We start from the raw sequence: 19,476 nt of genomic DNA on the forward strand, positions 1-19,476 counted from the left end.
TAGGGACGCCCATGCAGTGGCATGCCGAATACGCGTGGTCCGGAGACGGGATCGCCGCCGACGTGCTCATCGAGGCCGAGGGCGACCGCTTCACCGCCGTCACCCCCGGCGTCCCGGCCCCGCCGGGCACGCCCCGCCTGAAAGGGCTGACCCTCCCGGGCCTGGCCAACGCCCACTCCCACGCCTTCCACCGCGCCCTGCGCGGCCGGGCCCAGAGCGCCGCCCCGGGCACGCGCGGGGACTTCTGGACCTGGCGCGGGCGGATGTACCAGGTCGCCGACCGGCTCGACCCCGGCTCGTACCGAGCCCTGGCCACCGCCGTGTACGCGGAGATGGCCCTCGCCGGCGTCAGCTGCGTGGGGGAGTTCCACTACCTCCACCACCGGCCCGGCGGCGCCCCGTACGACGACCCCAACGCCATGGGCGAGGCCCTGATCGCCGCCGCCGCCGACGCGGGCGTCAGGATCACCCTCCTCGACGCCTGCTACCTGACGGGCGGCATCGGGCGGCCCCTCCAAGGGCCCCAGCTCCGCTTCGGGGACGGCGGCGCGGCCGGCTGGGCACGCCGCGCCGGCGCCCTCCACGAGCGGACCGGCGACGCCGGGCACGCCCGCGTCGGCGCCGCGATCCACTCCGTACGGGCGGTGCCCCGCGAGCAGATCCGCGCCGTCGCCGAATGGGCGGGGGAACGCGACGCGCCCCTGCACGTCCACCTCTCCGAGCAGCCCGCGGAGAACGAGGCGTGCCTGGAGGCGTACGGCATGACCCCCGCCGGCCTCCTCGCCGAGGGCGGGGCGCTGGGCCCGCGCACCGTCGCCGTCCACGCCACCCACCTCACCCCCGGGGACATCTCCCTGCTCGGCTCCACCGGAACCGGCGTGTGCATGTGCCCGACCACCGAACGCGACCTCGCCGACGGCATCGGCCCCGCCCGCGACCTGGCCCGCGCCGGCTCCCCGATCAGCCTGGGCTCCGACCAGCACGCCGTGATCGACCTGTTCGAGGAGGCCCGCGCGGTCGAGCTGGACGAACGGCTGCGCACCCGCGAACGGGGACACTGGACCGCCGGGGAACTGCTCGCCGCCGCCACCCGGCACGGCCACGCCGGGCTCGGCTGGCCGGAGGCGGGCCGCCTGGAGCCCGGCGCCCTCGCCGACCTGGTGACCGTCGCCCTGGACTCGGTCCGCACGGCGGGCACCGACCCCGCCCTCGCCGCCGAGGCCGCCGTCTTCGCCGCCACCGCCGCCGACGTCCGCACGGTCGTGGTCTCCGGCCGCGAGATCGTCCGCGACGGCCGCCACCTGCTCGTGGAGTCCGTTCCGTCCGCCCTCCACGCCGCCGTCACCGCCGTCACCGGGAAGGGAAACGAGTGAGCACGGTCATCGGGAACATCGGGGAGCTGGTCACCAACGAGCCGGGGCTGGGGGAGGGACCCCTCGGGCTGCTGCGGGACGCGGCGCTGGTGCTGGACGGCGGGAAGGTCGCCTGGGCCGGGCGGTCCGCGGACGCGCCGGCGGCGGACGAGGCGTACGACGCGGGCGGGCGGGCCGTCCTCCCCGGGTACGTGGACTCCCACGCGCACCTGGTCTTCGCGGGCGAGCGGGCCGAGGAGTTCGCCGCCAGGATGAGCGGCCGGCCGTACGCGGCGGGCGGCATCCGGACGACCGTCGCCAGGACCCGCGCCGCCGGGGACGAGGAGCTGCGGGCCAACCTGCGGCGGCTCGTGGACGAGATGGCGCGGCAGGGGACGACCACCGTGGAGTGCAAGTCCGGGTACGGGCTGTCGGTGGAGCAGGAGGAGCGCGCCGTGCGGATCGCGGCCGAGGTCGCCGACGAGGTGACGTTCCTCGGCGCGCACGTCGTGCCGCCCGAGTACGACGGCGACGCCGCCGGGTACGTGCGGCTGGTGTCCACGGAGATGCTGGCCGCGTGCGCCCCCCACGCGCGCTGGGTGGACGTCTTCTGCGAGACCGGGGCGTTCGACGAGGACCAGTCCCGCGAGGTCCTGGAGGCGGGCGTCCGGGCCGGCCTGACGCCCCGGGTGCACGCCAACCAGCTGCGTCCGGGGCCGGGCGTGCGGCTGGCGGTGGAACTGGGCGCGGCGTCCGCCGACCACTGCACCTTCCTGACGGACGCCGACGTGGAGGCGCTGGCGGGATCGGAGACGGTGGCGACCCTGCTGCCCGGGGTGGAGTTCTCCACGCGCCAGCCCTACCCGGACGCGCGGCGGCTGATCGACGCGGGCGCCACGGTGGCGCTGGCCACCGACTGCAACCCCGGGTCCTGCTACAGCTCCAGCATGGCGTTCTGCGTCGCGGTGGCCGTACGGGACATGCGCATGACCCCGGCCGAGGCGGTGTGGGCGGCGACGGCCGGGGGCGCGCGGGCCCTGCGCCGGACGGACGTGGGGCGGCTGGGCGTCGGTGCCCGCGCGGATGTCCTCATGCTGGACGCGCCGTCGCACGTCCATCTGGCCTACCGGCCCGGGGTCCCGCAGGTCGCCGCCGTGTGGAGGGCGGGTGTGAAGCAGGTGTGAAATCCGCAGGGCGGGTAGGTGCCTTCGTGCGTTGACAAGGAGGCATGAATGGCGGAGTTCCTCACCGATATGAAGACGCTGCGCGAGCGCGCCCGGCAGGAGATCGACAAGGGGCCGGTCACCGAGGCGTACGGGGCGGACCGCGAACGGGTGATCCAGGTCTGCAACGAGGCGCTGGCGACCGAGATCGTGTGCACGCTGCGCTACAAGCGGCACTACTTCACCGCGACCGGCATCCACGCCGAGGCGGTGGCGGCGGAGTTCCTGGAGCACGCCCAGGAGGAGCAGGAGCACGCGGACCTGCTGGCCGAGCGGATCGTCCAGCTCGGCGGCGAACCGGACTTCTCACCCGACACCCTGACCACCCGGGCGCACGCCGAGTACGACGCCAGCCTCGACCTGGTCGAGATGATCAAGGAGGACCTGGTCGCCGAGCGGGTTGCGATCATGTCCTACACCGAGATCGTGCAGTGGCTGGGCGACGGCGACCCCACCACCAAGCGGATCTTCGAGCGGATCCTGGCGCAGGAGGAGGAGCACGCCGACGACCTGCGCGGCCTCCTCGAACGGCTGCCGCGCGACCTCGCCCGTTGAGCCCAGCCCCGGCCACGGCGCTCGCTTGGCGGCTCGCGCCTAGCCGCCCACGTAGCGGCGGTTGACCCGGATCAGCGGCTCGCGCCGCCGGCCCAGGTGCTCGGCCGCCAGCACCTCCGCCACGAACAGGGTGTGGTCGCCGGCCTCGATGCGCTGCCGGGTCTCGCACTCGACCGCGGCCACGCCGCCGTCGGCGATCAGGGCGTCCGAGCACGGCCCGCGATGGTGCGGCTCGCTCGCCAGCAGCAGGCGGGCGCCGGGCCGGCCGGCCGCGGCGAAGCGGCCGGCCAGCGCCCGCTGGCCGGCGCTCAGCACGGTCGCCGCCCAGCGTTCGCGGCGGGCCAGCACCTCGGCCAGGTACGACGTGGACGTCACCCCGGCCAGCACCATCGGGGGCTCCAGCGACACCGACATGAACGAGGTGACCGTGGCGCCCAGGTCGTCACGGCCGTCCCGGACGGTCAGCACCACCACGCCCGTGGCGAACCCCGAGATCGCCTCGGTGTAGCCGGTGAGGTCGTTCAGCGGACGTCCCACGTGCCCGGGAGGGTCAGGGGGCCGGCGGCGGGCAGGCCCAGCCGGGCGGCCACGCCGCCGAGGGAGCCCCAGGCGTCGAACCGGGCCCGGGCGGCGGTGCGGTCCTCGCTGGACTCGGGCGGGCGCAGCCGCTCCAGCGGCGAGGCGTGCGGGAACGGGCGGACCGGCGCGTCCGCGGGCAGCCCGGCCCGCTTGCGCGCCAGGTCGACCGCCAGGCCGAGCCCGCCCAGCTCGTCGACCAGGCCGTTGGCCTTGGCGTCGGCGCCCGTCCAGACCCGCCCGCGGGCCAGCTCGTGCACCCGTTCGCGGGACAGGCCGCGGCCCTCGGCCGCCTTGGCGGTGAAGTCCTCGTAGATCCGGTCCAGCGAGGCGTTGATCCGCTCCCACTCCGACTCGCTGAAGTCCTTGGTGGCGCTGAACATCCGGGCGTGCGCGCCCTCGGCGACGGTGCCCAGCCCGATGCCGGCCCGCTCCAGCAGGCCGTTGACGACGGCCTTGCCGACGACCACGCCGATCGAGCCGGTGATCGTGCCGGGCTGGGCGACGATCGTGTCGGCGGCCATGGCGACGTAGTAGCCGCCGGACGCGGCCACGTTGCCCATGGAGACGATCACCGGCTTGCCGGCCTTGCGGGCCAGGACCACCTCGCGCCAGATCGCGTCGGAGGCCACCGCGGAGCCGCCGGGGCTGTCGACCCGGAAGACGATCGCCTTGATCCGGTCGTCCCGGACGGCGGCCCGCAGCGCGGCGCCGATCGTGTCGGAGCCCATCGAGTGGCCCTGGCCGGGCAGCGGGCCGCCCCGCCCGCCGCGGCCGAGCCGGATCGGGCCGTGGCCGCTGATGAGCGCGACGGCGTCCTGCCGGCCCGGCTGGGGCAGCCGGCGGGCCAGGCCGTGCGTGCGGTTGTAGCGGGAGACGTAGCGCAGCTGGGCGTCCGGCCCGGCCTCGGCGCGCAGGTCGCCGTACACCTCGTCGCGGTAGCCGAGCCGGTCGACCAGGCCGTGCTCCAGGGCCTCCGAGGCCAGCAGCGGCCCCCGGTCCATCAGCTCGCGCACCCGCTCGGCGGTGAGGCCGCGGGCCGCGGCGATCCCGGCGGTGACCTGCTCGCCGAGGGAGGTCACCAGGCGCTGGGAGGACTCCTCGTGCTCGGGGGTGTACGCCTTCTCCATGAACGTGTTGGCCATGGTCTTGTACTCGTGGCGCTTGGCGAACCGCGGCTGGATGCCCGCCTTCTCCAGCGCGCCGGCGAGGAAGGGCTCCTCCAGCGCGACGCCGGTCAGCCCGACGTCCCCGGACGGCTGGAGGTAGACGCGCTCGAACGCGGTGGCCAGGTAATAGGGAACGGTCCCGTGCCCGGACTCGCCGAAGGTCTCCGCCCACGCCACGGTGAGCTTGCCCGCCTCGCGCACCGCCTGGACGGCCTCGCGCAGCTCCTGCGCCATCGCCAGCCCGACCCCGCCGCCGATCTTGACCACCAGCGCCCTGACCCGGGCGTCCCCGCGTGCGCGGCGCAGGCCGTCCAGCACGTCCCGCAGGTGGTTGCGGCGCATCGACATCAGGGCCGACACGGGATCGGAGGGGGCGGTCTCGACGATGCCGTCGCTGAGGTCCAGTTCCAGGATCAGCGGTGCCGTGCGCCGGTCGCGGGCCTGCTTGATGACGTTGACGATCGTGCCGGGATCCACCATGGGCCCCAGCCTATGTGCTCAGCGTGCGAACGCCTGGTTGGGCACGACGGCCGCGGACGCCTGGGCGACGGGCCGCCCGCGCCCGTCGGTGATGACGGCGTTGGAGACCATGCGCGTGCGCCCGGGGTGCACGCAGGTCCCCACGACGGTGTAGGTCTCGCCCACGCCGACCCCGCGCAGGAAGTCGATGTTCAGGTGGAGGGTGAGCATCGGGGTGAACCGTTCGAGGGTGCTGCTGCCCGCCATGCACACCGCGTTGTCGAGGATCATCGCGATGTAGCCGCCGTGGATCGCGCCGCCCGGGTTGGTCAGCCGCTCGGCGGGCTGCCAGCCGAGTTCCACCCGCCCGGGCTCGGCCCGCTCGACCACCTGGCCGAGATGGTCGTGGACGTGGGAGAACTCGGTGATCCGGCCGTCGCCGATGGCCTGGATGAACTCCGCCCCCGACAGGGTGGCGAGCAGATGAGGGTCCACCTGGGAGGCTCCCGGCGTCGCCGGGCGGCCGTTCGCGGCGTCCACGCTCTCCGATCCTCCCGCCGTGGGCGATATCGCACCGAATGCTATTCCGTTTCGTTCGGCGGGACACTGTGCCCTTCCTCACGGGGGCGCCCGGAGCGGCTAATGTCGCGGACATGGAAGGCGACGGCGACGGCTGGGCACGATGCTCGAGGGGACACACGCACTGGGGCCGGCACGGCGCGGCGGGCCTGCTGGCCTACCACCGCGACGAGCGCGGCGACGTACAGGTGCTGTTGCAGCAGCGCGCCTGGTGGGGGCTCGGCGGCGGTACGTGGGGGATGTTCGGCGGGGCGACGCACAGCCATGAGGACCCGATCACGGGCGCCCTCCGGGAGACCGCCGAGGAGTGCACCCTCGACACCAGCCGGGTGACCGTGCACGGCGTCCGCACCGAGGACCACGGCGGCTGGCACTTCGCCTCCGTGGTCGGTTCCCTCCCGGCGCTGGAGAAGGTGCGGCCGGCGTCCCGCGAGACGCGCAGGGCCGCCTGGGTCCCCCTGGAGGAGGTCACCCGCAAACGCCTGTTCCCGCCGTTCGCCGCGTGCTGGCCCCTGCTGAGCCAGGCGCTGAAGCGGCTGGTCCTGGTCGTGGACGCCGCCAACGTCGTGGGCGCCCGCGCGGACGGCTGGTGGAAGGACCGCCCCGGCGCCAACGCCCGGCTGCGCGACGAGCTGGCCGTGCTGAAGGACGGCGTCTCCGGCATCCCCGAGGGCCTGCTCCCGTACGACAGCTGCTTCCCCGAGGTCGTCCTGGTGGTCGAGGGCGAGGCCAGGGAGATCGCCGGCCGGCCCGGGGACGCGGGCGGGGTCCGTGTGGTGGCGGCCCCCGGCAGCGGCGACGACGAGATCGTGGGGCTGGTGAGCCGCCGCGACCCCGGCGCGGCCTACCTCGTCGTCACCGCCGACCGCGAGCTGCGCGCCCGCAGCGAGGCGGCCGGAGCCGCGGTCGTCGGCCCACGCTGGCTGCTCGGCTGCCTCACCGGCTGACCCCGGCGGCGGCCCCTCCGGGCTCGCGCGGGCGGCCCCTCCGTCCTCAGGCGGGCGGCTGCTCCGTCCTCAGGCGGGCGGCTCGACCACCTCGTGACCGGCCTCCTTGAGCGCGGCGGCGGCCTCGGTGACCCGGCGTTCCGGGACGAGCACCAGATCGCCGTGGTGGGTGGTGACGGCGAGGACCGGCAGGCCGGCGGCGGCCAGCGCGCCGGTCAGCGCGGCCAGCGCCGCCGTCGCGTCCGGGGTGTGCGACCGGTCGGCGAGCAGCCCCGCCCAGCGAGTGCCGTCGCCGAACGGCGGCGCCTCCCGGATGACGGTCAGCCCCTCCGGGACCCGGACCAGCGCGATCCACTCGTCGTCGTCCGGGAACGTCGCCTCGGGCACGAAGTCCACGCTGAACGGCGAGCGCACGAGGTGGAAGCGGTGGGACGGCGGCGAGGTCATCGGGCCACCCTATTCGGGAACGAGGAACACCGCCCCCAGCGGCGGGACGCGCATGACCGCCGACGCCGGCATGGCGTGGCAGGGTTCTTCGACCGCCTCCACGCGGCCCATGTTCCCCACGCCGCTGCCCGCGTACTCGTAGGCGTCGGAGTTGAGGACCTCGCGCCAGCCGCCCGCGTGCGGGAGACCCAGGCGGTAGTCCTCGTGCGGAGCGCCGGAGAAGTTGATGACGCACGCCATCACGGGCCGTGCCTCTCCCGACTCTCCCGACTCTCCGGCCTCTCCCGCCGCTCCGGCGGACCCGTAGCGGAGGTAGGACAGCGTGTTGCCCCCGGCGTCGTTGGCGTCGATCCAGCGGAAACCGTCCGGATCGTTGTCCAGGGTCCACAGCGCGGGTGCGGTCCGGTAGAGGCCGTTGAGGTCGCGCACCAGCTTCTGGACGCCGAGGTGGTTGGCCCCCTCGGCGGCGTTGTCCAGCAGCCACCAGTCCAGCGAACGCTCCTCGGCCCATTCCGCGCCCTGGCCGAACTCGCCGCCCATGAACAGCAGCTGCTTGCCCGGATGCGACCACATGTACGCGAGCAGCGTGCGCAGCCCCGCGAACTTCTGCCAGGTGTCGCCGGGCATCTTGCCCAGCAGCGACCCCTTCAGGTGCACCACCTCGTCATGGGAGAGGGGCAGCACGTAGTTCTCGGAGAACGCGTACACCAGGGAGAACGTGAGCTCCCCGTGGTGGTAGTTGCGGAAGACGGGCTCGTGCCGGAGGTACTCCAGCGTGTCGTGCATCCAGCCCATGTTCCACTTGAAGCCGAAACCGAGCCCGCCCAGGTGGGTGGGCCGGGAGACGCCGGGCCAGGCCGTGGACTCCTCGGCGATCGTCATGATGCCGGGGTTGCGCTTGTAGGCGGTGGCGTTCATCTCCTGGAGGAACGAGATGGCCTCCAGGTTCTCCCGGCCGCCGTAGATGTTGGGCGTCCACTGGCCTTCCTCGCGCGAGTAGTCCAGGTAGAGCATCGAGGCGACGGCGTCCACCCGGAGCCCGTCGACGTGGAACTCCTCCAGCCAGTAGCAGGCGTTCGCCACCAGGAAGTTGCGGACCTCGGCGCGGCCGAAGTTGAACACCAGCGTGCCCCAGTCGGGGTGCTCGCCGCGGGTGGGGTCCTCGTGCTCGTACAGGGCCGTCCCGTCGAAACGGGCCAGGGCCCACTCGTCCTTGGGGAAGTGCGCGGGGACCCAGTCGATGATGACGCCGATGCCCGCCTGGTGGAGGCGGTCCACCAGGTGCCGGAAGTCGTCGGGGTCCCCGAAACGCGACGTGGGCGCGTAGTAGGACGTGACCTGGTAGCCCCAGGACGGGCCGTAGGGGTGTTCGGCCACGGGCATGAACTCCACGTGCGTGAAACCCATGTCGCTGACGTAGCGGGTGAGCTCCTCGGCGAGGTCCTGGTAGCTCAGGCCGGGCCGCCATGAGCCCAGATGCACCTCGTACACGCTCATCGGCTCGTTCACCCAGGACCGTTCCTTGCGCCGGTCCATCCACTCGGCGTCGCCCCACGCGTAGGACGAGGTGAACACCCGCGACGCCGTGGCCGGGGGGACCTCGGTGGCCTGCGCCATCGGGTCCGCCTTGGCACGCCACCGCCCGTCCGCGCCGAGGATCTCGAACTTGTAGGCGTCGCCGTCGCCGACGCCGGGCACGAACAGCTCCCACACGCCCGTCGACCCCAGCGACCGCATGGGATGGGCCCGGCCGTCCCAGTGGTTGAAGTCGCCCACCACGCGCACCCCGCGCGCGGTCGGCGCCCACACCGCGAACCCGGTCCCGGTGACCGGGCCGAACGCCGACGCGTACGTGCGCACCCGCGCCCCCAGCGCCCGCCACAGCTCCTCGTGCCGCCCCTCGGCGATCAGGTGCAGGTCCAGCTCCCCGAGGGTGGGGAGGTACCGGTACGGGTCGTCCTGGACGACCTCCACGCCGTCGCCGTAGGTGACCGCGAGCCGGTAGTCGGGCACCGCGAGCGGCGCGTCGTCCGGCCCGCCTCCCGACAGCGACGCCTCGGCGGGCAGGGTGGCGGCGAACATCCCCTCATGAACGTGCCGCAGCCGGTGCCGGCCGCCGCCGGGCAGCACCACCTCGACGCGCTCGGCCATGGGCCGCAGCGCCCGCACCGCCACCCCCTGACGCTCGGGGTGGGCGCCGAGGACACCATGCGGATCGTGGTGATCGCCCCCGACCAGCTTCTCGATCTCCTCGCGCGTCACCCGTGCCATGGGAATCATGGCCTCCTCGCTGCCGGGGTCTCGTCCGCACCTAGGAATGCCCCGGAAAAGGCGACTCTCACCTTGGGGACGGGCCCAGAACGGGACCGCCGCCCCCGATGGCCGCGACCGCACGGGTGGCACCGCTCTTCACGTGGGGTCGCGCCGATGCGCCACCCGTGCGGTCACGCTTCCGGCCTTCGCGGTGACATCCACCACGCCGACCGAGCCTCCATTCCTGTGTCACCCCAGCGACACAGGTACCTGTCGTCCCTCCGGCGGCCGCTCCGCCCCGGAGGGACGTCCGCCGCCCGCCCGGCCGGGGCCGTCCGGTCCGGCCCGCCCCCGCGCACGGACCGGGCCGTCCGGCCGCCGGCGGACCCGCCTCATCGCTCCCCGCCGTCCCGCCGGGCCTGGTCGATCAGCAACTCGCGCAGCCCCGCCGCGTCGTCGGCGGCGACCGTCATCGCGTACCCGGCCTGGAGCTGGGCGTCGGTGAGATCGCCGCCGCGGGTGGCGTACCAGCGACCGGCGTCGCTGCGCCACACCAGCCAGCCCGGGAAGTCGCTTTCGAGGGCCGTCTTCAGATCGTCGAAGTCGCCCACACAGGTGGTCCTTTCCCCGAGGCGGCTCTTCTGTATACAAAAGTCTTACTCAGTCTTAGAGGTGTCAAGCTGTCCGTAAGCGGACCGTCCCCCTGGAGATAGCGAAGGGCAGGATTCAAAACAGGGATCGACGGCCCGGGATCGAACGGCTCATCGGTTCGGGGGGAGCGGTGAGCCGGGGACGAGAGAGGGTGATACCGGTGCCGGACCGTCCGGCCTACCTCCGGATTGCCGAGCTGCTGCGTGACCAGATCCGGGACGGCCGCTATCCCCAGGGCGCGCGGCTGCCGACCATGGCGGAGCTGTGCGCGGCGCACGGGGTGTCGGAGATCGTCGTGCGCCAGGCGATCGCGCGGCTGCGCGGCGAGGGCCTGGTCCAGACCCGCCGCGGCGGCGGGACGATCGTGCGGGTCGCGCCCCCGGTCCGGAGGGTGGCGATGGACCGCTACCGCACCGTGACCCGGCCGATGGCCGTCCCCGCGACCACCTTCACCCACGACCAGCGGATCTCCTGGGACGAGTACCGCCTCGACCGCGAGTACACCCGGACCCGCGCCGACACCGACCTGGCCGGCCTGTTCGAGGCCGCCGCGGGCATCGAGGTGCTGCGCCGGCGGTTCGTCTTCTACGCCCGCGGCGAGCCGCAGCAGATCTCCGTGAACTACCTGCCGTGGGACGTGGTCGGCGACACCCCCGTCGCCGACCCCGAACGCGAGCCGTGGCCCGGCGGCACCCTCGCCCAGCTCAGCTTCCTCGGCCACCCGCCCACGCGGGTGGAGGAGGCGGTGCGCGCGCGGATGCCGACCCCCGAGGAGGCCGAGACGCTGCGGATGAGCGGCGGCGTCCCGGTCGTCACCATCACCCGCCGGATGCTGTCGGGACCCCGCGTCCTGGAGGTGTGCCGCGACATCGTCATCCCCGCCGACCGCGTCGTCCTGGACTACGCCATCGACATCTAGCGCGGCGCCAGGTGGGCCAGGGAGCGGAGCGGGACGGGCAGCCACGAGGGGCGGTTCCGCGCCTCGTACCTGATCTCGTAGACGGCCTTGTCCAGTTCCAGGGCGCGGACGAGGACGGCGTTGGCCGCGGGGTCGGCGCCGCCCGCCTCCGCGTACCCGCGGCAGAAGGCGTCGCGGTTGCGGTCGGCCCAGGCCCGCGCGCGCAGTTCCAGGCCGTGCGAGGCCTCCGCGGACAGCCGGGAGTCGCCGGCGGGCAGGAACCGGGCCGCGTACTCGAACGAGCGCAGCATCCCGGCCACGTCGCGCAGCGGGTGCGCCATCTCGCGCCGCTCGGCCGGCACCCGGGCGGGTTCGCCCTCGAAGTCCAGCAGCACCCAGCCCGTCTCGGCGCGCATCACCTGGCCCAGGTGGTAGTCGCCGTGCACCCGTTGCAGGGGCAGGTCCACGGCCTCCTCGGCGAGCTCGTCGAAGGCCCGGCCGATCACCTCCGTGTAGACGGCCAGCTGCGGCACCGCGGCGCTGACCTCGGCCAGCTGGCGGTGCATGCGGTGGGCCATCGCCCGTACCTCCCCGGCGGGCGCCGGCGTGACACCGAACGCCACCGCCAGGTCGCGGTGCACCGCCGCGGTGGCCGCGCCCAGCCGCTCGGCCTCGGCCGCGAAGTCGCCCCCCGCCGCGCCCGGGTCCAGCACGTCCGGCTCCGCCTCCTCGGCGCCGCCCGGCACGCCGTCCCGCCAGGGGACGCCCAGGTCCCCGCGCCGCGCGGGCGGGGCGGGCACGCCGACGTCGGGCGTGCCGGCGGGGGCCGGGCCGCCGCCCGGGTAGCGGCCGACGCCGCCCGGGCCCGCGTGGGCCAGCCAGTCGCGCACACTGGTGATCGCCAGCTGCCAGCCGTCGGTGGCGGTGCGCAGGTACTCCGACAGGAGCCCGAGCGTGACCGGCTCCCCGCCGTCCGGCTCCAGGTCGATCCAGCCGCGCACCGCCGCCACGTGCGCGCAGCCCGCCCGGGTCAGCGCGAGGTTGACCTCCAGGTCGGGGTTGACGCCGGGGGACAGCCGGCGGAAGAGCTTGCAGATGTAGGAGTCCCCGAAGATCAGCGAGGTGTTGCTCTGCTCGGCCGAGCCGGGCACCCCGGCCAGGTCCCGCCTCAGCTCCGTCCCCGGGGCCCGGTGGAACCGCAGCGCCCCGGCCCTGATCTCGTCGGCCATGCCGGCCAGCAGCACCCGGGTCAGCTCGGGATCGTTGGCGGCGTCGTACAGGTGCGCCCCGTCGGAGGTCTGCCCGATCGCGCCGTCGCGCAGCCGGTCGGGCAGGTCGTGCCGGATGCCCACCAGCAGCTGGTAGCGGTCGACGTCGGTGCCCTGCCGGACGTCCAGGACCACGTGGCGCAGGCCGGGTTCGCCCGGGGCCAGCTCGGTGTCGGCTCCGATCGTCACCTCACCGATGGCCCGGTCCTTGCCGGCGAACCAGCGCTGCCGGGGCAGCCATTCGGTCAGCGGGTCGGTCAGGTCGCGGCCCAGCGGGCGCATGGCGTCATCACCTCATCACGCCGTCCTTGGCGGGCTCGGGCGGCTCGGGGGGCGGCGGAAGCAGGAACCAGTAGAAACCGTGGCCGGGCAGGGTCAGCAGGTACGGCAGCTCGCCGATGGGCGGGAAGCGCACCCCGCCCATGCACTCGATGGGGGCCGAGCCCTGGAAGCGGCGCAGGTCCAGTTCCACGGGCTGCGGGAAGCGGGAGAGGTTGTTGACGCACAGCACGGTGTCCATGCCGCCCCAGAAGTTGCCCTCGCTGTCACCGATCTCCCGGGTGAACGCCAGGACGCTGGGGTTGGACGCCGCCAGCTCCACGTACGAGCCGACGCCGAACACCGGGTGCCGCTGCCGGATCTCGATCATCTTCCGGGTCCAGTGCAGCAGCGAGCCGGGGTTGTTGCGCTGCGCCTCCACGTTCACGGCCTGGTACCCGTAGATCGGGTCCATGATGACCGGCAGGTACAGCCGGGCCGGGTCGCACTGGGAGAACCCCGCGTTGCGGTCGGGCGTCCACTGCATCGGCGTGCGGACCGCGTCCCGGTCGCCCAGCCAGATGTTGTCGCCCATGCCGATCTCGTCGCCGTAGTACAGGACCGGGGAGCCGGGCAGCGACAGCAGCAGGGCGGTGAACAGCTCCAGCTGGTTGCGGTCGTTCTCCAGCAGCGGGGCGAGCCGGCGCCGGATCCCGATGTTGGCCTTCATCCGGGGATCCTTGGCGTACTCGGTGTACATGTAGTCGCGCTCTTCGTCGGTCACCATCTCGAGCGTCAGCTCGTCGTGGTTGCGCAGGAAGATGCCCCACTGGCAGTTCTCGGGGATCTTCGGCGTCTGCGTCATGATCTCCGAGATCGGGTGGCGCTGCTCGCGCCGCACCGCCATGAAGATCCGCGGCATCACCGGGAAGTGGAACGCCATGTGGCACTCGTCGCCGCCCACTCCCGGGTCGCCGAAGTACTCCACCACGTCGGCCGGCCACTGGTTGGCCTCGGCCAGCAGCACCCGGTCGGGGTAGAGGCGGTCCACCTCGGCCCGGACGCGCTTGAGGTAGGCGTGCGTCTCGGGGAGGTTCTCGCAGTTGGTGCCCTCGCGCTCGAACAGGTACGGGACGGCGTCCAGCCGGAACCCGTCGATGCCCAGGTCGAGCCAGAACCGCAGCACCTCCAGCATCGCGTCCTGGACGTCGGGGTTGTCGAAGTTCAGGTCGGGCTGGTGGCTGAAGAAGCGGTGCCAGTAGTACTGGCCGCGCACCGGGTCGTGGGTCCAGTTGGAGGTCTCGGTGTCGACGAAGATGATCCGGGCGTCGGCGTACTGCTCGTCGGTGTCGGACCAGACGTAGAAGTCGCCGAACGGGCCGTCCGGGTCGCTCCGGGACGCCTGGAACCACGGGTGCTGGTCGCTGGTGTGGTTCATCACCAGGTCGGCGATCACCCGGATGCCGCGGGCGTGCGCCTCCTCGATCAGCTCCACGAAGTCGCCCAGCTCCCCGAACTCGGGCAGGATCTGGGTGTAGTCGGCGATGTCGTAACCGCCGTCCCGCAGCGGCGACCGGTAGATCGGCAGCAGCCACAGGCAGTCGATGCCGAGCCACTGCAGGTGGTCCAGCCGCTGGATGAGGCCGCGCAGGTCGCCGTAGCCGTCGCCGTTGGAGTCGGCGAAGCCGCGGACCGACACCTCGTAGAACACCGCGGTCTTGAACCAGTGCGGATCGCGCGGCACCTCCGGGTCGAACGCGTCCAGGACGGGTTCGACGGGCGTCGTCGAGACGGTCTCGGACGGGATGTCGGTGATCGGTTCCTCTGCTGGCACCTGCCCCGGGGCAGGAGGGACATTCGCGTTGCTCAACTGTCGTCGCTCCGGAGCGTGAAGATGTGGGCCGGCTGGACATGGGGATCGAGGCGGACGTAGTTGGACCTCCCCCAGCGGTAGGTCTCGCCGGAGAGCTCGTCCTGGACGAGGAACGACGCGTCGTCCGGCAGCCCCAGGGCGCCCAGGTCCAGATGGACCGTCGCCTCGCGCACCTGGTGGGGGTTGAGGTTGACCACGGCCAGGACCACGTCGTCGAACCCGCTCAGCGGGACCGGCTCGCCCGGGACGGCGGGCACGGCCGCCACGTCGTTCCCCGCCGCCCCCGTGCCGGGACCGTGGCCCCGGCCGTGCGTCCGGGAGAAGGCGATCAGCTCGGGCTGGTCCGGATCGTGGAAGGTCAGGTCGCGCAGCTCCTGCAGCGCCGGATGCGCCCGGCGGAACGCGTTGAGCCGGGTGATCAGCGGGGCGATGCTGCGCCCCTCCCGCTCGGCGCCCTCCCAGTCGCGCGGCCTGAACTGGTATTTCTCCGAATCCCGGTACTCCTCGCTGCCGGGCCGTACCGGGGTGTTCTCGATCAGCTCGTACCCCGAGTAGACGCCCCAGGTGGGGGAGAGCAGGGCGGCCAGCACCGCGCGGATCTCGAACGCGGCGCGCCCGCCGTGCACCAGGTACTCGTTGAGGATGTCGGGGGTGTTGACGAAGAGGTTGGGCCGCATGTACTTCGCCGCGTCCCCGGTCAGCTCCCGGAAGTACTCCTCCAGCTCCTCGCGCGAGTTCTTCCAGGTGAAGTACGTGTAGGACTGGTGGAACCCGATCTTGCCGAGGGTGTGCATCATGGCCGGGCGGGTGAACGCCTCGGCCAGGAACAGCACGTCCGGGTCGGTCTCGGCGACCTCGGCCAGCAGCCGCTCCCAGAACGGGACCGGCTTGGTGTGCGGGTTGTCCACCCGGAAGATCCGCACCCCGTGGTCCATCCAGTGCCGGACCACCCGCAGCACCTCGCGGTAGATCCCCTCCGGGTCGTTGTCGAAGTTGAGGGGGTAGATGTCCTGGTACTTCTTCGGCGGGTTCTCCGCGTAGGCGATGGTGCCGTCCGCGCGGGTGGTGAACCACTCGGGGTGGGCGGTGACCCACGGGTGGTCGGGGGAGCACTGCAGCGCCAGGTCCAGCGCGATCTCCAGGCCGTGGTCGGCGGCGTACGCGACGAAGGCGTCGAAGTCCTCCAGGGTGCCCAGGTCGGGGTGGACGGCGTCGTGCCCGCCCTCCTCGGAGCCGATCGCCCACGGCGAGCCCGGGTCGTACGGCCCGGCCTCCAGCGTGTTGTTGGGCCCCTTGCGGAACGTCCGGCCGATCGGGTGGATCGGCGGCAGGTAGACGACGTCGAAGCCCATCTCGGCGATGGCCGGCAGCCGCTTCATGGCCGTCCGGAACGTGCCCGACATCGGCCCGCGGCGGCCCATCGGGTCGTGCGAGGCGCCTTCCGAACGCGGGAAGAACTCGTACCACGACCCGAAGAGGGCACGCTCGCGGTGCACCGTCAGCGGATGCCATTCGGAGGTGGTGACCAGGTCGCGCAGCGGGTAGCGCAGCTCCAGGTCCACCACGTCGGGGTGGCGGGCCGCCTCCATGCGCTCGTCCACCGGGACGGTCGAGTCGGCCAGCAGCGCGGCCAGCCGGGCCAGTGTCGGCCGGTGCACGGCCGGGAGCCCCTCGGCGGCGCGGCCGAACAGCAGCGCCCCCTCGGCCAGCATCAGCTCCACGTCCTGGCCGCGCGGGACCTTGATCTCGGCGTCGTGCCGCCAGTGCGCGATCGGATCGCCCCACGCCTCGATCCGGAAGTGCCAGAGGCCGGTCTCGGTCGGGGTGACCGGGGCGGCCAGCCGGTCCAGGCCGGGCGTGACCTCGGTCATCCGCCGCGGCGGGCGCGTCGTGCCGTCGGGCGCGCGCAGGACGACCTCGGCGCCCAGCGTCTCGTGCCCCTCCCGGAAGACCGTCGCGGCGACCTCGAACGTCTCGCCGACCACGGCCTTGGCGGGCCAGCGGCCACATCCCACCTGGGGTTCCACGTCGAGGATCGGAATTCGGCCGATTCTCGGCGTACCTCGACCAACGGACGTCCCGGACCTGACCTGCATGCGCCATCCCCTACCCGGTCGTGGATTCCGAAACGTCCATGCCCGGGAAACCACCCTTACCGCCTCGTACCTTGTGGTAACTTTGTGCGATCGGGCGACTTCTCACCGTGACCGAACGTTTGGCCGCGCCCGCGGTGAGGGCGTCGTGGGGCGGAACGGGGACGGCGGTGACACGACCCTCTCCCGAGCCGGGTCGCGATCTTCGCCGTTTCGCGTCTAGCGTGGCGGTACGTGAAGGCCATTCGACGATTCACCGTGCGCACCGTTCTTCCGGAACCGCTCCGCGGCCTCGAGGAACTGATCCTCAACCTGCGCTGGTCCTGGCACCACGAGACGCTGGACCTGTTCCAGGCCGTGGACCCGGCGCTGTGGGAGGCCGTCGGGCACGATCCGGTACGGCTGCTGGGCGAGGTCTCCGCGGAACGGCTCGCCGCACTGTCCGAGGACCGCAGGTTCCTGCGGCGGCTGAAGGACGCCACCGAGGAACTCCACGACTACCTGACCGCCCCGCGCTGGTACCAGCGCCTGGCCGCCGCCGGGGGCGAGGCGGGGGCGGGGGACGCGCCGCCGCGCGCCATCGCCTACTTCTCGCCCGAGTACGGCATCACCGCCGCGCTGCCGCAGTACTCCGGCGGCCTGGGCATCCTGGCGGGCGACCATCTCAAGACCGCCAGCGACCTGGGCGTGCCGATCATCGCCGTCGGGCTGCTCTACCGGCACGGCTACTTCTCCCAGTCGCTGTCGCCGGACGGCTGGCAGCTGGAGCACTACCCGCCGATCGACCCCAACGGGCTGCCGCTGCGGCTGCTGCGCGAGGCCGACGGCACCCCGGTCCAGGTCACGATCGGGCAGCCGCAGGGCCGCGACCTGCACGCGCAGGTCTGGCTGGCGCGCGTCGGCCGCGTACCGCAGCTGCTGCTGGACTCCAACGTCGAGGGCAACGACCACGCCGCCCGCGACATCACCGACCGGCTGTACGGGGGCGGCGGCGACCACCGGCTCCTCCAGGAGATGCTGCTGGGCATCGGCGGCGTCCGGGCCATCCGTGCGTACTGCCGCATCAGCGGGCACCCGGCCCCGGAGGTCTTCCACACCAACGAGGGCCACGCCGGGTTCCTCGGGCTGGAACGCATCCGCGAGCTGGTCTCCGAGGACGGGCTGGACTTCGACGAGGCCCTGGAGGCGGTCCGGGCGGGCACGGTGTTCACCACCCACACCCCCGTGCCGGCGGGCATCGACCGCTTCCCGCGCGAACTCGTCCAGCGCTACTTCGGCGGCGGGAACGAGGAGGCCGAGGCCCCGGTGGACCGCGTGCTGGAACTCGGCGCGGAGAACTATCCGGGCGGTGACCGGACCGTGTTCAACATGGCGGTCATGGGCATGCGGCTGGCCCAGCGCGTGAACGGCGTCAGCGAGCTGCACGGCCGGGTCAGCCGGGAGATGTTCGGCGGGCTCTGGGGCGGGTTCGACACCGCCGAGGTGCCGATCGGGTCCATCACCAACGGCGTCCACGCCGGCACCTGGGTGGCCCGGGAGATCCTGGAGCTGGCCGCCCGGGAGGCGCCCGAGGTCGTGGAGAGCGGGCGGGGCTGGGACGAGGTCCGGCGGATCCCGGCGGGGGAGGTCTGGCGGGTGCGCCGCGCCCTGCGCGAGCGGCTGGTGCACGACGCCCGCCGCCGGCTGCGCGAGTCGTGGCTGCAGCGCGGCGCGAGCGAGGCCGAGATCTCCTGGATCGACGACGCCCTCGACCCGGACATGCTGACGATCGGATTCGCCCGCCGCGTCCCGTCCTACAAGCGGCTCACGCTGATGCTGCGCGACCCCGAGCGGCTGCGCGAGCTGCTGCTGGACCCGGTCCGCCCGGTGCAGATCGTGATCGCGGGCAAGGCGCATCCGGCCGACGAGGGCGGCAAGCGGCTGATCCAGGAGATCGTCCGGTTCGCCGACGCCGAGGACGTGCGGCACCGCATCGTGTTCCTGCCCGACTACGACATGGACCTCGGCCGGGCGCTGGTGCAGGGCTGCGACGTGTGGATGAACAACCCGCTGCGCCCGCTGGAGGCGTGCGGGACGTCCGGGATGAAGGCGGCGCTGAACGGCGGCCTCAACCTGTCGATCCGGGACGGCTGGTGGGACGAGTGGTACGACGGGCAGAACGGCTGGGCGATCCCGTCCGCCGACGGCCTGGCCGGCCCCGACCGCCGCGACGCCCTGGAGGCCGGCGCGCTGTACGAGCTGATCGAGGACCACGTGTCGGCGGTGTTCTACGACCGCGACTCCTCCGGCCTGCCCCGCCGCTGGCTGGAGATGGTGCGGCACACCATCGCCACCCTCGGCCCCAAGGTGCTGGCCACCCGCATGCTGCGCGACTACGTCGAGGAGTACTACACCCCGGCGGCGGTGTCGGCGCGCGCGATGGCGGCCGGCGGGTACGCGGGCGCCCGCGCCCTCGCGGCCTGGAAGCGCAAGGTGGTCAAGGACTGGCCGCGGGTGGCGGTCGAGCACGTCGAGTCCAGCGGGGCCGACAGCCCGCACGTCGGGACCCGGCTGCCGGTCCGGGTGGTGGTCGACCTGGGCGGGCTCGACCCGTCCGACGTCGCCGTGGAGGCGGTGTACGGGCGCGTGGACGAGTCCGACGCCCTGGTCGACCCGTCCCACCTGGAGCTCACCGAGCTCGCCGGCGGTGACGGCGGGGGAGGGGCCCGGCGGTACGTGGGCGAGGTGCCGCTGACCCGCAGCGGCGCGTTCGGCTACAGCGTGCGCGTGGTCCCCCGGCACCCGCTGCTGGCGGGGCGCGCCGAGATGGGCCTGATCGCGCTGCCGGCCGCCCCGCACGGCATGACCAACGGCAACCTGCGGTGAGCCGTCCCCC

General features: G+C 73.3%; 15 protein-coding genes. 6 read left to right on the forward strand and 9 right to left on the reverse strand.

The genetic code is table 11. The annotated features are described in order from the left end of the window. Positions 1 to 11 precede the first annotated feature (11 nt). The 3 genes from IW256_RS08620 to IW256_RS08630 are packed head-to-tail and all read left to right on the forward strand — an operon-like array spanning position 12 to position 3,130. Entirely contained in the window at positions 12 to 1,373 is a 1,362-nt protein-coding gene (locus IW256_RS08620) for a formimidoylglutamate deiminase (protein WP_197010447.1), read from the forward strand. Next, positions 1,370 to 2,536 (forward strand): imidazolonepropionase, encoded by a 1,167-nt coding sequence (gene hutI, locus IW256_RS08625; RefSeq protein ID WP_197010448.1) that lies wholly within the window; start codon positions 1,370 to 1,372, stop codon positions 2,534 to 2,536. The genes IW256_RS08620 and hutI overlap by 4 nt, the downstream gene beginning before the upstream one ends. 48 nt (positions 2,537 to 2,584) lie before the next feature. Beyond that, on the forward strand, positions 2,585 to 3,130 hold the full coding sequence (locus IW256_RS08630) for a ferritin-like domain-containing protein (protein WP_197010449.1): 546 nt from the start codon (positions 2,585 to 2,587) through the stop codon (positions 3,128 to 3,130). 39 nt (positions 3,131 to 3,169) lie between these two features. Here IW256_RS08630 and IW256_RS08635 read toward each other — a convergent pair whose 3' ends face one another. The 3 genes from IW256_RS08635 to IW256_RS08645 are packed head-to-tail and all read right to left on the reverse strand — an operon-like array spanning position 3,170 to position 5,874. Continuing rightward, entirely contained in the window at positions 3,170 to 3,667 is a 498-nt protein-coding gene (locus tag IW256_RS08635; RefSeq protein ID WP_307828803.1) for a flavin reductase family protein, read from the reverse strand. Next, positions 3,652 to 5,355, reverse strand: a complete 1,704-nt coding sequence (gene sppA, locus IW256_RS08640) for a signal peptide peptidase SppA (RefSeq protein ID WP_197010450.1) — start codon at positions 5,353 to 5,355, stop codon at positions 3,652 to 3,654. The genes IW256_RS08635 and sppA overlap by 16 nt, the downstream gene beginning before the upstream one ends. An 18-nt stretch (positions 5,356 to 5,373) precedes the next feature. After that, the gene (locus IW256_RS08645; RefSeq protein ID WP_307828804.1) at positions 5,374 to 5,874 is read right to left on the reverse strand and encodes a PaaI family thioesterase; all 501 of its coding nucleotides are present in this window, start codon (positions 5,872 to 5,874) and stop codon (positions 5,374 to 5,376) included. Positions 5,875 to 5,987: 113 nt separating this feature from the next. Here IW256_RS08645 and IW256_RS08650 point away from each other — a divergent pair, with 113 nt between their 5' ends. Next, positions 5,988 to 6,860: an NUDIX domain-containing protein gene (locus IW256_RS08650; protein ID WP_197010451.1), complete on the forward strand. Its 873-nt coding sequence runs from the start codon at positions 5,988 to 5,990 to the stop codon at positions 6,858 to 6,860. A gap of 69 nt (positions 6,861 to 6,929) precedes the next feature. Here IW256_RS08650 and IW256_RS08655 read toward each other — a convergent pair whose 3' ends face one another. The 3 genes from IW256_RS08655 to IW256_RS08665 all read right to left on the reverse strand — a co-directional run bounded on the left by IW256_RS08655 (position 6,930) and on the right by IW256_RS08665 (position 10,171). Further along, positions 6,930 to 7,307, reverse strand: a complete 378-nt coding sequence (locus tag IW256_RS08655) for an ACT domain-containing protein (RefSeq protein WP_197010452.1) — start codon at positions 7,305 to 7,307, stop codon at positions 6,930 to 6,932. A gap of 9 nt (positions 7,308 to 7,316) precedes the next feature. After that, a complete protein-coding gene (gene glgB / locus IW256_RS08660; protein WP_197010453.1) occupies positions 7,317 to 9,578 on the reverse strand; it encodes a 1,4-alpha-glucan branching protein GlgB in 2,262 nt (753 codons plus the stop codon). Positions 9,579 to 9,952: 374 nt separating this feature from the next. Then, positions 9,953 to 10,171: a hypothetical protein gene (locus IW256_RS08665; protein WP_197010454.1), complete on the reverse strand. Its 219-nt coding sequence runs from the start codon at positions 10,169 to 10,171 to the stop codon at positions 9,953 to 9,955. A 200-nt stretch (positions 10,172 to 10,371) separates the two neighbouring features. On the opposite strand from IW256_RS08665, the gene IW256_RS08670 reads away from it, so the two are divergent. Beyond that, positions 10,372 to 11,130, forward strand: a complete 759-nt coding sequence (locus IW256_RS08670; RefSeq protein WP_197010455.1) for a GntR family transcriptional regulator — start codon at positions 10,372 to 10,374, stop codon at positions 11,128 to 11,130. Here the strand turns inward: IW256_RS08670 and IW256_RS08675 are convergent. Genes IW256_RS08675 through IW256_RS08685 form a run of 3 tightly spaced genes read right to left on the reverse strand, consistent with a single transcriptional unit; the run spans position 11,127 to position 16,604 of the window. Further along, positions 11,127 to 12,659 carry a maltokinase N-terminal cap-like domain-containing protein gene (locus IW256_RS08675; RefSeq protein WP_197010456.1) on the reverse strand — a complete coding sequence of 511 codons (1,533 nt, stop codon included), beginning with the start codon at positions 12,657 to 12,659 and terminating at the stop codon, positions 11,127 to 11,129. The two genes, IW256_RS08670 and IW256_RS08675, sit on opposite strands and share 4 nt — an antisense overlap. Positions 12,660 to 12,666: 7 nt before the next feature. Further along, positions 12,667 to 14,451: a maltose alpha-D-glucosyltransferase gene (gene treS, locus IW256_RS08680; protein WP_420535445.1), complete on the reverse strand. Its 1,785-nt coding sequence runs from the start codon at positions 14,449 to 14,451 to the stop codon at positions 12,667 to 12,669. Positions 14,452 to 14,501: 50 nt separating this feature from the next. After that, positions 14,502 to 16,604: an alpha-1,4-glucan--maltose-1-phosphate maltosyltransferase gene (locus IW256_RS08685; protein ID WP_197010457.1), complete on the reverse strand. Its 2,103-nt coding sequence runs from the start codon at positions 16,602 to 16,604 to the stop codon at positions 14,502 to 14,504. Positions 16,605 to 16,835: 231 nt separating this feature from the next. Here IW256_RS08685 and glgP point away from each other — a divergent pair, with 231 nt between their 5' ends. Beyond that, positions 16,836 to 19,466, forward strand: a complete 2,631-nt coding sequence (gene glgP, locus IW256_RS08690; RefSeq protein ID WP_197010458.1) for an alpha-glucan family phosphorylase — start codon at positions 16,836 to 16,838, stop codon at positions 19,464 to 19,466. Positions 19,467 to 19,476: the final 10 nt, after the last annotated feature.

Source organism: Actinomadura viridis, from assembly GCF_015751755.1.
Taxonomy (GTDB): Bacteria; Actinomycetota; Actinomycetes; order Streptosporangiales; family Streptosporangiaceae; genus Spirillospora; species Spirillospora viridis.

Excerpts from the sequence above, each read along its gene's own strand:
- IW256_RS08620 (WP_197010447.1), top strand. The coding sequence starts at position 12 with ATGCAGTGGCATGCCGAATACGCGTGGTCCGGAGACGGGATCGCCGCC.
- IW256_RS08630 (WP_197010449.1), top strand. The coding sequence starts at position 2,585 with ATGGCGGAGTTCCTCACCGATATGAAGACGCTGCGCGAGCGCGCCCGG.
- sppA (WP_197010450.1), bottom strand. The coding sequence starts at position 5,355 with ATGGTGGATCCCGGCACGATCGTCAACGTCATCAAGCAGGCCCGCGAC.
- IW256_RS08650 (WP_197010451.1), top strand. The coding sequence starts at position 5,988 with ATGGAAGGCGACGGCGACGGCTGGGCACGATGCTCGAGGGGACACACG.
- IW256_RS08655 (WP_197010452.1), bottom strand. The coding sequence starts at position 7,307 with ATGACCTCGCCGCCGTCCCACCGCTTCCACCTCGTGCGCTCGCCGTTC.
- glgB (WP_197010453.1), bottom strand. The coding sequence starts at position 9,578 with ATGGCACGGGTGACGCGCGAGGAGATCGAGAAGCTGGTCGGGGGCGAT.
- IW256_RS08675 (WP_197010456.1), bottom strand. The coding sequence starts at position 12,659 with ATGCGCCCGCTGGGCCGCGACCTGACCGACCCGCTGACCGAATGGCTG.
- IW256_RS08685 (WP_197010457.1), bottom strand. The coding sequence starts at position 16,604 with ATGCAGGTCAGGTCCGGGACGTCCGTTGGTCGAGGTACGCCGAGAATC.